Raw genomic sequence first — 14,860 nt, 5'->3', positions numbered from 1 at the left:
CACGTAACGCTCCATTTCGTCCGTTCGCGATAACATGTGGGCTGACAAGTTCTGCTCTTGCAGTCAGGACTCGTGACCAGATTCTTGTTGGTAGGCTAAATCGAGCAATTCCACCGTATGCACCACTTTTACGTTACGGTGATGCTTGTTTAACCCCGCTTTGATCTGCAAAAGGCATCCGGGATTGCCTAGAACCACCGTATCGACATCTGGCGGAATATCCTCGACTTTTTGATCCAATAGCTTTCCCGCCATGTCGGGATGGGTTAGATTGTAAATCCCTGCACTTCCACAACAGCGATCTGCATTGGGCATTTCTTCAAACTGGATTCCCGGAATGGATTGAATCAAGTACCGGGGTTGATGCCGGATTTTTTGCGCGTGGCACAAATGACATGCATCGTGATAGGTTACTGCACCGGAAATGGCCTGTTTGGGTGGATCAAAGCCGGTTTCGACCAAAAATTCCGAGACATCCCGCACTTTCTTGGCGAACCGAGTGGCCAAATCATATTCCTCTTCCGGGAGTTCCTCAAATAAGTCGGGATATTCTTTCATTGCTGCCCCACACCCAGCCGAGTTGGTGACGACGTAATCCACATCCTCCTCGAAAAATGCATGGATATTGGTTCGGGCCAAAGACCGGGCCGTATGCCGATCACCAGCATGCACATGCAAAGCGCCGCAACAAACCTGTTGTGACGGAATCACAACTTCCCAACCATTATGAACGACAACACGTATGGTCGCCTCATTAATAGGTGACATGAGAGCATCCATGACACAACCTGTGAGGAGTCCGACCCGGCCCTTAGGCGAAGTTTTGGGAGAAGTTACAGGGGGCCATGTTGTCAATGTCGGCGAGGACGGCGTTGGCAGAATTTCTTCGTAATCCCGTAGATGCTGCGGCAATAATTTGGTTATTTGGATTTTGTGAGCGAGGCCACGCCAACCAGAACGGTGATAAAATTGTAGAAACTTGCCAGCCCATCTCAAGCGTTTGGGATGGGGAAAGAGATGATGGAGCGTAAACTGTTGAATGCGATTTAGCCGCCCTTGCTCGGCCTGCCAAGCATAAATTTGCCCACGGGCATGTTCGATGAGATTGCCCACCTCGACTCCCGACGGGCAGACGCTTTCACACGCCCGGCAATCCAAGCAGCTCATCACTGGATCAATGACAGCTTCATCTAATGGAATATCACCGAGAGCCGCTTGTTTAATCAAGTATACGCGTCCTCGCGGGGAATGATTTTCATCGGATGATTGTTGGTAAGTGGGACAAACTTCCAGGCAAAAACCACAGTGCACACATTTTGAATATTTATCGGGCTGCGGCGGCTCTGGGTAACCAAACGCTGTTGCCCGCTCGTTATTCGTTGATGCCAATCTTTCTGCCATAGTTAGATCCCTCCGACAAATATTCCCGGATTGAACAGGTGCTGCGGATCGTACTGGTCCTTTAATAAGTGCATAAGTTCTAGCGCTCCATCTTGGAGCCGAGGACTGTTAAAAACCTCAACGCCTTGGCGTAATGCTGGAGGAGCCTTTTCAATAACTAGGGCTCCATGCTGGGATTGAACATATTGGCTAAGACGAGTCATGGCGCGTTTTGCCTCGTCAACCTGATCGGTATTGAGATATAAGCGGCCTATGCCTTCGGGTAGTGTCAGCGAGACCTGTGACGGGATATTATGCTCGGCTTTAAGTTGGTGTTGAATATCCGAAGCCAGTGATGCGATATGGGTCGGTTGCGCTTGCAAGCGCAGCACGATGTTGGCGGCACCGAGAATTCGCCGGTAATCACGCCAAAAATCTTCCACCTCCAAGGGCCCTATGACTTGCCATGACCGTCCAGTTAACTGGTGCAACTTGTCTCGTTGGAACCGTGCTGAGGCTTCATTTTCATCACTGCCAATGATTAAGGTCCAGAGAGAAGCCTTGGTCACCTTTCCCGACAATGGAGCTATCTCTCCCATTAACTCAAAACAGGCGGGAATCAAGGATGAGTCCATAATCGCACGCTGCCAGCTGATAACTTCATTAAGAGTGCCCGACAAAGCACAAAGTTCGCGGTAGCGCGGAATCGGCTTCACTTTCAAGGTGCACTGGGTGATAATTCCTAAAGTCCCCAGAGACCCGATGAACAACTTGCTAAGATCATAGCCCGCAACATTTTTGACTACCCGACTTCCCGTTTTGACCGCATTTCCGTCACCCAGTACAACCCGAAGTCCCGTAACCATGTCGCGTAGAGTGCCATAATGCGCACGGTAAGGTCCCGATTTGGCAGTCGCCACAATCGCACCAATGGTCGTGGCTTCTTCATTGCACACGGGATCAAGTGCTAACATTTGTCCTTCTTGGGCCAGGATGTGTTGTAGCTTGCGTAATGTCATGCCTGCTTCGACCGTAATTAGCATATCTGCCGGGGAGTAATGAATAACGTTTTGGAGATATTGGGTATCGAGAACAATCACAGGTCTTTCCCGCGGAATATTGCCGTAAGACCACATCGACCCACCCCCACTAGGGGCAATCTTCCAGCCTTGAGTCCGGGCCATCTGGACAATCTGCACAATCTCACTCTCCGAGGACGGCAATACTCGAATAAAAGACCAAGCCTGTTCTTCTTCAGTCCCATCAACAACGAACTCTTCAATTCGAATATGGGAGGAGCTGAGAAACCGTTCTAGACGATTCGCTATCATTCGCAAATCGTTGCGTGTGAATCTGTCCATAGTCACGCCCTTTAGATGTTGTCAGTGAAGACGAGAGTGCATGCGTATGTGTGAACATGTTGTTCTCTACATTTGAGATGGTCCTATTTTATCTAACAATTTGAATTCTTGGCAATGAAAAAATGTTTTGCCGATTGAATCTCTTGGCCCTAAGAGCGGAGATTCTGGGGGGAACCACCATGGAGATTTACGGCGCATTTGATAAAACATAAGACACCTAACGCCTAATGCCATCGTGGAATGACCGGAAATAAGAAAATTTTTATCGTCGGCCATGACAAGGCCATGCATAAAAAAATAAGTGACAAACATTTGTTCCGATTATACATGGAGTCCTGGTCTCCGGCAAGCGACTCCCGGCATGACATGGGGTGGAAGAATTCGATGGAAAGCAGGCCTATGGACACTGGCTCATCCCTGACTCGCCTAAGGTCGCGATTTCTCGACGGGTGAATAGCCTCAAGCCCAACGCATCCGTCAGAAGCCCTATCCGAGCTGGCGCTGGCGTGGGCGCTGTGAAGCAGTAGCCTTGGGTCGACGAGTTATTTTGTCGGATCGACTGGCGGAGCCTCCCTCTGCATCAAGTTCCCCAGGGAATTTCCTAAAACATACGATGGATATGGGGAGTTCAAGGGCGTTCAACATATGCTATGATTTGTACTAACAATGAGTTTCTCATCAACTGGTCATGTACCAGGGCCTACGACCATTCCAAATGGAGTGACATTATGACACGGTTATTAAAAATATTACGTCCAGCATGGCTCTCCATCAGCTTGATTATCCTATTGACGTTTTTTCAGACCTTATCGACCTTATATTTACCGCGACTGATGGCCAAAATGGTGGACCAAGGGGTCGTGAAAGGCAATATGGCCGAGATTTTTGCTATCGGAACTCTGATGTTGATCGTTACGTTTTTGGCAGCGGTTTTCTCTATTGGTGCGGGATATTTGGCATCGAAAACTTCCGCAGAATTCGGGCGCATTGTGCGAGGACAACTTTTTCGTCATGTTGAGTCATTAATGCCGCACGAATTTGATCAATTCGGCACCTCCTCCTTGATTGTGCGTTCAACCAATGATGTCATGCAAGTGCAGCAGTTTGTCAATATGCTGCTTCGCATGATGGTAATTGCCCCGCTCATGGCTGTTGGCGGCATCATTATGGCGGTTACTACTAATGCCAAATTGTCGACAATTCTGGTTGTGGTATTACCTCTTTTAGCATTAGGGATCTATCTCATTTTGAAACGCGGTCTGGCTCTGTTTCACTTGATGCAAGAAAAGGTGGATGTGTTAAATCGTATTGTTCGCGAGAATTTGACTGGCGTGCGGGTGATTCGGGCTTTTAATCGGGATAGTTATGAGCAGTCTCGTTTTGAACGTGTTAACGGTGATTTGACCCAGGTTTCAATTCGGGTTTATACGATTATGGCATTATTCATGCCATTGGTGATGATGATTATAAACTTATCGACTGTAGCGATTTTATGGTTTGGCGGACGAGAAGTGGGCACCGGCACTCTGCAGGTGGGAAACTTAATGGCTTTTATTCAATATATCTCTCAAATCATGTTTTCCATCATGATGGTTTCGGCTATGTTTTTTATGATCCCCCGAGCCCAGGCATCGGCCGCACGCATTAATGAGGTACTGAACCTCGTCCCTTCTGTAACTAATCGCGATGATATGATAATTCCAACCCTCACAACGTCCTCATCAACACCACTAATTTTTGACAGGGTGTCCTTTCGCTATCCGGGAGCTGAAGATATGGTTTTGTCCCGTCTTTCCTTCGATGTTCCTTTCGGCCAGATCACGGCAATTGTAGGAGGAACAGGATCAGGCAAGACGGCTCTATTAAATCTAATTCCGCGGTTCTTTGATGTGAGTGAAGGAGCCATATTATTACATGGAATCGACATCCGTAATCTTCCTCAACAATTTGTTCGGTCAAAAATTGCGTATGTTTCCCAAAACGCGGTGATCTTTTCTGGAACCATTGCCGACAATATTCGTTTTGGTAATCCCGAGGCCTCGGATGAGGACATTGAAGAAGCTGCCCGAATTGCACAAGCCCTCGAATTTATTGAGCGGCTCCCCGACGGGTTCCAATCGCCAGTCACCCAAAATGGAAATAACTTGTCGGGAGGTCAGAAACAGCGATTGGCGATTGCCCGAGCCCTGGTGAAAAAAGCAGACATTTACCTCTTTGACGATAGTTTTTCAGCTCTCGACTACCAAACGGATCAGCGACTGCAAGAGGCTTTGCGAGAATCCTTACGAGAGGCCGCTATTATTGTCGTCTCCCAAAGAGTACAAACCGTGATCGATGCGGATCAAATCCTGGTTCTTGACAAGGGGCAAATTGTTGGGCGTGGCCGACATGAAACCCTTATGCAAAGCTCAGTGGTTTATCAGGAATTTGTTCGTTCACAATTGTCAGAGGAGGCCAGTTGATGGCTGATCAGAACCGTCCCCGCCCATTTATGCCTATGATTGGATCTGGCGGCCATGGTTGGAGTCAAAATTTCGCCATCCCCAGCGAAAAGCCGCAAAATTTTCGGGCGACGCTCATGCGGCTGATGACCTATTTATTCCCGTATAAATGGTCACTGATATTTGTTGTACTCAGCAGTATTCTCGGCACAGTGTTTGCAATCTTTGGGCCCCGTATCATGGGGATTATTACTACCCAGTTATACCAGGGGTTCTTACACAAAATGCATGGACTGCCCGGAGTCAATTTTGTTACCATTGGGCATTGGTTGTTTGTCTTAGCCGGGCTATATATCATCAGCGCGCTATTTAACTACCTTCCCCGGTATATCATGGCCCATGTGACGCAGAAATCAGTTTTCGATCTCCGTCAACAATTAGATCACAAACTATCGAGACTTCGGGTCAGTTATTTTGACACCCATCCTCATGGTGATATTTTAAGCCGGTTTATCAATGATTTTGATAATATCAGCAGTACCTTGCAGCAATCCTTAACGCAAATACTTCAAGGTTTAATTACCTTTATTGGGATCATTGTGATGATGCTGACAATAAGCCCAATAATGACTCTCACAGTCATTGTGACCTTACCACTGAGTTTTTATTTCACGCGCATTATTGCTAAACGCTCTCAGAAATATTTTGCGCTGCGACAAAGTATTCTCGGGCAACTCAATGGACACATTGAAGAAATGTATACCGGACATCACGTCGTCAAAGCCTTTGCCCGGGAGGACGAAGCTATTAGGCATTTCGACCAAATCAATGATCAATTGTATGAGGCGACATGGAAAGCCCAATTTATTACCAGCATTATCATGCCCCTCATGAACTTTATTAGCAATCTTGGCTATGTATTAGTGAGTGTCACGGGGGCGATCTTAGTGACCCAACGACAACTACAAATTGGCGATATTTTGGCATTTATCCAGTATGCCCGTCAGTTTTCCCAACCCATTAATCAACTTTCGGGCATTTCTAATGTCATCCAATCGACGATGGCATCAGCCGAACGAATCTTTGATTTGCTTGATGCTCCAGAAGAATCCTCGTGGACTCATGTCGCCTTTGTAAACCCTATTCAAGGTCATGTCCAATTTGACCATGTGGGTTTTGGCTACACACCTCATCACCTCATTATTCGGGACTTTACCTTAGATGTGGAACCGGGACAAATGATTGCCATCGTTGGCCCGACGGGAGCCGGGAAAACCACCGTGGTTAATTTATTAATGCGGTTCTACGACGTGAGTCAAGGTAGCATTCGCATCGACGGCAGGGACATCCGTCAAATACGTCGAGATGAGCTGCATCAGCTGTTAGGGATGGTCTTGCAAGATACCTGGTTATTTCATGGCACCATCCGTGAAAATATTGCCTACGGTAAACCAGACGCTCCGGATTCCGCGATTAGGGACGCGGCCCAAAAGGCCCAGGCCGATCATTTTATTCGTACCCTTCCCCAAGGATATGATACCGTGTTGAACGAGGAGGCCATCAACATTTCGGGAGGACAAAAACAATTATTGACCATCGCCCGGGCTATTTTAGCCAACCCCCCGATTTTGATATTGGACGAGGCGACGAGCAATGTCGACACCCGCACTGAACTACTTATTCAACGGGCGATGGATCAATTACTGAAAGGGCGAACGAGTTTTGTTATCGCCCACCGCCTTTCGACTATTCTCAATGCCGATCGCATTGTTGTCATGAATGCGGGTAGTATCGTAGAACAAGGTACACACCAGGAGTTGTTACGCCGGCATGGTTTTTATTGGAACCTTTATCACAGTCAATATCACGGTGCCCATTCCTCCCTCGCTTCTTCGAGCAGCCTAGGCACCTCAACCGAAGCATTTTAGCTGTCTTCTTCCCGATGGATCGCCTCTTGTAATTGAGCAACTAAGGTCTCTACAATTTCGGGATTTTCCATGCCAGTGCGGTCCCCTTGAGCTTGACCTGTTGTCACAATCTCTTTCAGGAGGCGGCGAACAATCTTTCCACTACGAGTTTTGGGCATCGCATCAATAATATAAACCTGCGCGGGTCGCGCAATCGCTCCAATTTGTTGGCTGATTTGTTCTCCAACTTTGGCATTCCAGTTTTCCTGTTTTAACGAATTGTCCCGTAGGGTCACAAAGGCCACGGGCACTTGCCCCTTGAGGCTGTCATCTACGCCAATGACGGCGGATTCGGCTACGCCCGGTAATTGAAGAATCACACTTTCCATTTCCATGGTGGATAAGCGGTGAGCGGCTACATTGATCACATCATCAATGCGTCCTAACACCCAAAGGTGGCGGTTTGAATCCTCTATGGCCGTATCAAAGGTGTTATAACGACCGGGATATTGGCTGAAGTACTGGGAGTAATATCGTTCGGGATTTCCCCAAATTCCCCGTGTCAAGGCGGGGAACGGCTTGGTTAACACTAATGTGCCGGCAGTATTCAACGCCTCGACTTCCCCATTGGCATTAACAATTTGATAAGCATGACCGGGTAAGGCGGGACCGCACGAACCCGGTTTCATTGCCGTGACCCCCGCAATTCCTGACGCCCAGGCACTGCCCGTTTCACTTTGTCCATAAGTATTATTAATATCGACCTGACCCGATCCTAGGTGTTGACGTACCCACTGCCATGTATTGGCGTCTAATGGTTCACCAACTAAACCAATCAGCTGAAGGGCGTCTAACCCATATTCATGCGCCAAAGATTCGCCAAAACGCGCCAGCATACGTAACCACGTCGGAGCTGTAAAGATTTTGGTGACCTGGTTGTGAGACAATATTTGATAAAAATGAGCAGGGCTAGGATAATCCATGGCGCCTTCATAGACGATCATAGTGGCCCCGTGCGCTAAACCGCCTACCAGCTCAAAAATTGGAAAAGTAAGCCATCCGGTATCGGCCGTACACCAATAGACATCATGCTCGCCCAAATCCAACGTAAATTTCACATTGTGATAAGCGCCCACAAGAAAACCCGCGCCACTATGAATGAGTCCTTTGGGTTTTGATGTAGTTCCAGATGTATAAATGATAAAACCGGGTTGGTTCGCCTCAATGGGAAGAGGCTCTTGGTAGGTGCTCACATCATGCAAAATGTCATCCCAAAATATGTCACGAGGTCGCATCATGGTTACCGCCATGTTGGCACGCCGAATCACAATAATATGTTCGACACTCTCAATCCGTTCCACGATCTTATCCAACGTTTGTTTTAAGGGAATGACACGTCCCCTACGGTACGTGCCATCAGCTGTAATAATAATCCGAGGTTGCGTTTCGACTAGCCGATCATACAATGCTTCTTGGGAGAATCCCGAAAAGATAATATTGTAAATGGCACCAATGCGATAACATGCATGGACCGCCGCAAATGTTTCGAGCAAATTGGGAAGAAAAATAGCCACCACATCACCGGGTTGGATGCCCTGTTGCCGTAAAAAAGATGCCATTCTTGCCGTTTGATCCAATAACTGGGCATAAGTCCATGTTTTTTCCTCACCGGTTTCACTGATCCATTTCAAGGCTTGCCGATGAGGATTGCGCTGTGCGTGACGATCGATGCAGTTGGCGCTGACATTAAGATATCCGTCTTTAAAGAATTCAAAGTTGGGTAATTCTCCTTGTAAATCCTCACGCCAAACTTGGTCCCATACCAATTCTTGAGCCACGCTGGCCCAATAAGCCCCTACATGTTCAATCGAATTCTGATAAAAGGCTGGGTACTCTTTTTCCGAAGAAATGGGCAAGCGAGACGATGGACGGTAGCTGGGTGCAATCAGGGGGACATCGGTTAACGAAAATGACGATCCCATTTCCTATCCTCTCCATATCATAAATTTCTTATTATTCTATCATTCCGAGAAATCGGACACTATAGACAAAAATATTTTGGAACCATTCTGTCATCTCAACAGAAACTGTCACCGACTATTGTTTCCTTTGCGACGGTCCCCGGATTATCATTGATCAGCACAGGGCGAGAGGAAAAAATTTGTGACTAGACTGTGGGGTCTCAGGCGTCCAAGACCCCACCACCCAGTCCTTTCAACAAATGTTCGTCCCATTAGACAAGCTGTGCCAGATCATGGACTTGCGCCGGCCTAGGATGTAAATCTTGCGCAAGATTTACAACCCATTGATGATGGGTAAAGTAGATGACCTGGGTGCGACCTGCCATTTCATTTAAAACTTCCAACGTCGCTTTCGTTCGATCATCATCAAAATGAACCAAAATATCATCTAAGATGATTGGTAATGACTCACCGTTCTCGAGATGTTGACCGATAAATGCTAGGCGTAACGCTAAGTACAATTGATCTCGGGTCCCATCGCTCATCTGCCCAACGCGGCGCTTATGGCCCTTGTGGTCGCGAGCTTCCAAATACGGAATATTGTCATCATAATCAATCATTAGGTCTTCATAATGGTTTAATGTGAGCCGGCGGAAAAATTGACTAGCTCTGTCAATAATTGACGATTCGTTTTGTTGGCGATAGAGTTCTATGGCCCGTTGCAATAATCGCCGCGCCAATTCAATGCGCAGATATTCTGTCCATAACCTGTCAATGTCCGCAAGCAGATACTGTGCCCCTTGTGCTTCATCAGCAGCCGTAGCACGGTCTCCGCTTAACGCTTGAAAGGCTATCTGCATTTCTTTCAACCGTTCCTTTTCGGCGTCTTCACGTATAGCGATCTGGTCAATTTGTTCGGTCAGACGATCGATTTCCACTGACAAATCCAGTGCGGGGTCGACCTCATTAAATTCCTGTTCGAGTTCAGCCACAGATAAACCGTCACCGGCTTGGCGAATATTGGTTTCCAATGATAAAGCATGATTGTAAGCGTTTTTATATCGCCGGGATTGCTCAATGATGCCTCGCAAAGAGAGAATATCAGGACATTGATACAGAACCCCCAAGGTATTTAACTGCTCGTTAATTGCGTTCTGTTCTTGACGCAAGTTTTTTAACGCCTCTTCGATGGTGTGAATTTGACGAGAAACCTGTTGTCGCTGACTAGCAATGTTCTTGGCGTCGTCGAGCCGAGCTAGTATGGAAGAAACCCACGAACTGATGGATGTTAGTTCATTAATTGAGTCGCCCAATTGCTCAGCTAAGACGCGGGTCTCGTCCTCAAATCGCTGACAGGCTTCCTCTTTATTGGCAATTTCCTGATCCAGTTCACTTTTTCTCTGGCTCGCTCTAAATATTTCATGAAGTTGTTGAAGATAACCCGCAGCAATTTCAGGTTCGTGAGGAATTAACGGATATTTTTCTCGCCACTGAGCCCATTGAGTATAAAGAGCTGCTAACTGATTGTCGTAGCCTGCCAGAACCGTTTGCTGCCGGACTAATCTGTCGGCAATCGTCTGTAAATCTTGTTGATACGTCTCGGCAGTTTGGGCCTTTTTCTCCATGTTTCGGACAAATTCTTCACACTGGGCCAGTTGTTCGTTCAAGGAGGCATCTGCCAAAGTCAGTTGAAATGGTTCTGCTGCATTTATCAAACGCTGTTGAAAGGTGGCCTGCTGATTTAACAGTCTGTTCAGTTCCTGTTGGTAATTGGCCAGCGTGTCAAGACCTTCACGGAGAGGGTAATAAAACGTGGTAAGCCATTCTTTCATTTCAGCAGGATTTTGGACTGTTAACCTGGTCCCCTCCCACTGTTTTTGCCACTTGTGTTGCAAAGTTGCAAACTCGTTTTGCAATTGCTCGAGACGTTGACGGTCTTGTTGTAATTGACGGGTAAGTTGATTGCGACGGAATAACAAGTGGGTGCGCTGAGCGGACTTGTCCGCCTCTTTGCGTAAACGATCGGCGATGGTATCCGCCTCTTGCACTAGGGTTTCAAAGACTTCTTCGACACTGAGTCCTGGATTACGATCCGATATTTGTGCCGTAATGTCTTCATGCAATAGCCATTTTCGTTTGAGGAGTGACCAGGTTTGATTGCGTTGATGACGAACTTGCATGAGGTCATCTTCCACAGGGACATGACCTTCAAGTTCGAGTCTTTCTAAATCCCTGACCAACTCGGCCAAGGTTTGCTCTTTGTGGGCAATATCCCGGCGTTGTTCTCGCAATTCCCCTTCCAGCGTGTCCCAAACATTATGAAAGGCGTTTAATGTCGCTTCCAAGGGTAATGGAAGAGTCTCGAGATGTTCCAAATCACCGTCATAAATGGTTTGTTGGTGACGCTTTTTCTCAAGCGTTTGGCGCAATGACTCCATACGCTGGCGTAAAGATGCAATCTGATTGTCTAAAGCCCCTGCTTGGCGAATCTCTTCTAAGATTTTTCGTAACGGTCTGACGTCATCCACTGTGCCTAGATGGTGCAATGCGTTTCGTTTTTGATCTTGCTCAGTTAACAAATCTTGGTACCGCTTCTTTTCGATTTCCCGATGGGGTGTGGTCTCTTGTAGTCTTGCAATCAGTCTTTTGATCGATTCCATCGCCTCATAAGGTATGCGAACGCTGTCGACTGTGGCATGGCTAAGATCAGGGACCAGAACCTTCAGGCGGTTGGCGATATCGCTCGATACCTGTTGTTCGGCTTGCCGCAGTTTAGGCAATTCTTCGTTGCGCCAGGTCTCATATTGCGTGAGGGCACGACCTATCTTTAAAATCGCATGATTGTGGGTTAACAATTGCGATTCGGGCACAAGTACCTCGAGTTGGTCGCGCTGTTGTTGCAATTGTCCTTCCAGATCTTGGATTTTTTGAGCGATGAGTTGACGCATGTCTAATAGCTGTTCGATCTGCTGTTCATGTTCATCAGGAAGCGGGATGACAGCACCAAGTTCCTGAATCTGATCTCGCACACGGTGTAAATCGGGAAGCATCGTCTTGACACGCTGCACCCGTTTAAATTTTTCCCGTTGCTGCTCCAGGTCGTGCCGCTGTTGCTTAATCTGGACTAGTTCATGCTCCAAGGCGGCAATAGAGAGCTTTTGTTGGTTCCAGTCATCAGAACGAACACTGTTGGCACGAATTTCTTGTTCAGCATCCAGGTACTCTTTCCATCGTTTATTGAGAAGTTTGGCAGAACCCCGACGAAAGGATGGATCGACGAGACCATTAGCTCGTTCATCCAAATAGCGCAAAAAATTGTGCAGATGCTGGATACCGCCTCCGGCTTCAAATAACGAGACTCCAGCATGCCCCCCAGATTGTAATAGACTCTCACCCCCCTCACGCAATCGCTCATGGTCTAACCCAAATAACAACATAAACCGTTCCTTGTCATATCCTCCCAGATATAATTTCAGATCGTCTTCTGATACCGATGTATTCGCTAATTCCAGGCGGGAATAGCGTTTTTTGCGACACCATGAAATGGTCTTGCCGGAAGCATCTTCGATGAGGCCGTCGAGTAGGGTTTGACTGTTATAATGGTCGCGAAACGGTTCTGAAATCGTTCCACCATAGAGCCAATCAATCATCACATGAAGTAATGTTGTCTTGCCTGTTTCATTCGGGCCATAAAGAATATGCAGGCCCGATGGTCCTTCATCAAATGCAACGTGCAGATGGCGGTAATGCAAAACATTGGAAACGGTTATGTGTCGAAGTTTCACATTAATGCCCTCCTTTCGTCATCAGGGCCAACAAGACATCGTGAGCGTCCCCTATTAAGGTTTTTACATCCTGCAGCGAACGAATGACTGTAGCCCCTTCGGATTTGGTGTAGGCTTTCAATCGGACCTGAATGCGTTCGATATCATGAAAAAATTGTTGGAGAAAATCCTCATCGTTTTGCGCATCTTTTATGTACATCTCCAATTTGGATAGCGCATTGATTTGGGAAGACAACTGCTCCGTTTTTACAGGATAAGAAGTCAAAAATTTCACTTTTTCAATCCAAATTCGGCTCGGTGCAGTCATGGCTACCGCATTATCAATTTCATGAAAAAAGTATTCCGGATTGGCTAATAAGTCTCCATGCAATGTTGTTAGCCCGTAAAACTGTAAGCGGAGAGCTAAGGGTGAGTCCGGGTTATCATCAAGATATTGCTGAAATATCTTCACAACACGCTCCACAAAATCTTCATGTTGTTCAGCACCGGTCAAATCAATGTCTACGAGATACCACCGTAACACATCCAAGGCACGATGTTCGAACGTCACGTCATGCCCGGTAACTGTGACAACCGTACACCCTTTTTCTCCTGTTTCCCGAATATGCCGTCCTTGTAAGTTGCCCGGATAAAGAATACAGGGATTGGCGTCGCGAATAACCTGCCTCTTGTGCACGTGCCCTAGGGCCCAATAATCATAATGTTTGGAGACAAGATCCTCGACCGAGCATGGCGCATAGGTTTCATGGCCTTCATGTCCTTCTAAGGAGGTGTGCACTACCCCGATATTGACATAACCTGGTAATGGCTCGGGGTAGTGTAGAACCATGTTTTCGCGCACTTCTCGTGCGGCAAATCCTTGTCCATGAAGCGCAACCTTGACATCCGGGATTACAAATGTTTGGGCATGATCCGTGGCAAATTGATGAACGTTCGGCGGCAAAACAAGATGGCGAGTGATGTTCGATGCAGCATCATGGTTGCCCTTCGCAATGTAGACATCAATGCCCAAATCTTTGAGCTTTGACATGATGCGATTAAAAAATAGGCCAGTTGAATAATCGGGCCAATCCCCATCAAATAAATCGCCTGCAATAATGATAAACCGGACATTTTCCGCGATGGCGAGGTTAACCAAATTTTTAAAAGCTTCGCGTGTCGCGGAACGGATCATGTCGACGGGCGCATCATCGCGAGCCGATAAGCCTCGCATGGGACTGTCTAAATGCAAATCAGCGCAATGGATGAATTTGAACATGAAACCTCCCACAACATTATTATCGATTGACTATCGCCAATGCTTTGGTATTAACATGGTTTCCATTATAACAGGCCTATTTGTCCCATGAAGTAACGAAAGATCCTCGAAGACGATCTGCAAGATGTTTTTGCCGATGGCATGGGATGGCCCCATTTTGAGAAATCTTGCCCCTATTTTGTGCGCCGGGCTAAAATCGCTGCGTGGCGGGCCGAGGTACGTATTTCCACACTCCACAATTGACTATGGTTCAGCCACATATCTCTAAGCGGATCGCGTTTGTTCTTCCAGGCTTCCGGCCATAATTCGAACGGTGTTAAATCATCCAGGAATATCAGGCCTCCCTCTGCACATGCGCTAATAATGGCATCAATGCCCGCATATTTAGCAGGCTTCGCATCAACAAAAATTAATTGAAAGGGCCCGTGCGATAAAATTTGTGTCCAGTCTCCGGCTAACACGTGCACCCCCGAATGATGCGCAAACAATTGCCGGACCCGGTTCACACGCGAAATATCGTGATCGACCGTAAACACATCGACAGTAGCGGCGCTTATTAACCACGCTGTGCCAACGCCGCATCCCGTGCCAATTTCGGCGATTTTTCCTGTGCGAATATGTCCAGCCAGTAGGGCTAATAACTTGCCCACTTCATCCAAGCATGACCCCGAAAACGCTAACTGTTGCGCCACATATAAGGCTTGCAGGACGATTTCAGGCTTGTTAGAGCCAGGTGGAGTATTATCCATTAGACCAACCTCGTTTGA

Annotated in this window: 8 protein-coding genes; 2 read left to right on the top strand and 6 right to left on the bottom strand. The window is 47.2% G+C overall.

Translation table 11 applies throughout. From position 1 onward, the window contains the following. Positions 1-63: 63 nt before the first annotated feature. Both AOA63_RS06105 and AOA63_RS06100 read right to left on the bottom strand, forming a co-directional pair. Positions 64-1,401 (bottom strand): (Fe-S)-binding protein, encoded by a 1,338-nt coding sequence (locus AOA63_RS06105; RefSeq protein ID WP_053958868.1) that lies wholly within the window; start codon positions 1,399-1,401, stop codon positions 64-66. Positions 1,402-1,403: 2 nt separating this feature from the next. Beyond that, a complete protein-coding gene (locus tag AOA63_RS06100) occupies positions 1,404-2,711 on the bottom strand; it encodes an FAD-binding oxidoreductase (RefSeq protein WP_171822625.1) in 1,308 nt (435 codons plus the stop codon). Positions 2,712-3,469: 758 nt separating this feature from the next. Here AOA63_RS06100 and AOA63_RS06090 point away from each other — a divergent pair. Together AOA63_RS06090 and AOA63_RS06085 are read left to right on the top strand one after the other, a co-directional pair. Beyond that, entirely contained in the window at positions 3,470-5,203 is a 1,734-nt protein-coding gene (locus AOA63_RS06090; protein WP_053958865.1) for an ABC transporter ATP-binding protein, read from the top strand. Continuing rightward, positions 5,203-7,110, top strand: a complete 1,908-nt coding sequence (locus AOA63_RS06085; protein ID WP_053958864.1) for an ABC transporter ATP-binding protein — start codon at positions 5,203-5,205, stop codon at positions 7,108-7,110. The genes AOA63_RS06090 and AOA63_RS06085 overlap by 1 nt, the downstream gene beginning before the upstream one ends. Here AOA63_RS06085 and AOA63_RS06080 read toward each other — a convergent pair. The 4 genes from AOA63_RS06080 to AOA63_RS06065 form a co-directional block, all read right to left on the bottom strand. Then, the gene (locus tag AOA63_RS06080; protein WP_053958863.1) at positions 7,107-9,071 is read right to left on the bottom strand and encodes an acetate--CoA ligase; all 1,965 of its coding nucleotides are present in this window, start codon (positions 9,069-9,071) and stop codon (positions 7,107-7,109) included. The two genes, AOA63_RS06085 and AOA63_RS06080, sit on opposite strands and share 4 nt — an antisense overlap. Positions 9,072-9,322: 251 nt before the next feature. Next, positions 9,323-12,835: an AAA family ATPase gene (locus AOA63_RS06075; RefSeq protein ID WP_053958862.1), complete on the bottom strand. Its 3,513-nt coding sequence runs from the start codon at positions 12,833-12,835 to the stop codon at positions 9,323-9,325. A gap of 1 nt (position 12,836) precedes the next feature. Next, positions 12,837-14,093 (bottom strand): metallophosphoesterase family protein, encoded by a 1,257-nt coding sequence (locus tag AOA63_RS06070; protein WP_053958861.1) that lies wholly within the window; start codon positions 14,091-14,093, stop codon positions 12,837-12,839. Positions 14,094-14,266: 173 nt separating this feature from the next. After that, positions 14,267-14,842: an O-methyltransferase gene (locus tag AOA63_RS06065; protein WP_053958860.1), complete on the bottom strand. Its 576-nt coding sequence runs from the start codon at positions 14,840-14,842 to the stop codon at positions 14,267-14,269. Positions 14,843-14,860 lie beyond the last annotated feature (18 nt).

The organism is Sulfobacillus thermosulfidooxidans (assembly GCF_001280565.1).
Taxonomy (GTDB): domain Bacteria; phylum Bacillota; class Sulfobacillia; order Sulfobacillales; family Sulfobacillaceae; genus Sulfobacillus; species Sulfobacillus thermosulfidooxidans_A.
The sequence above is the reverse complement of the archived record's forward strand: the minus strand, read 5'-3'. Positions and strand labels throughout refer to the sequence as shown.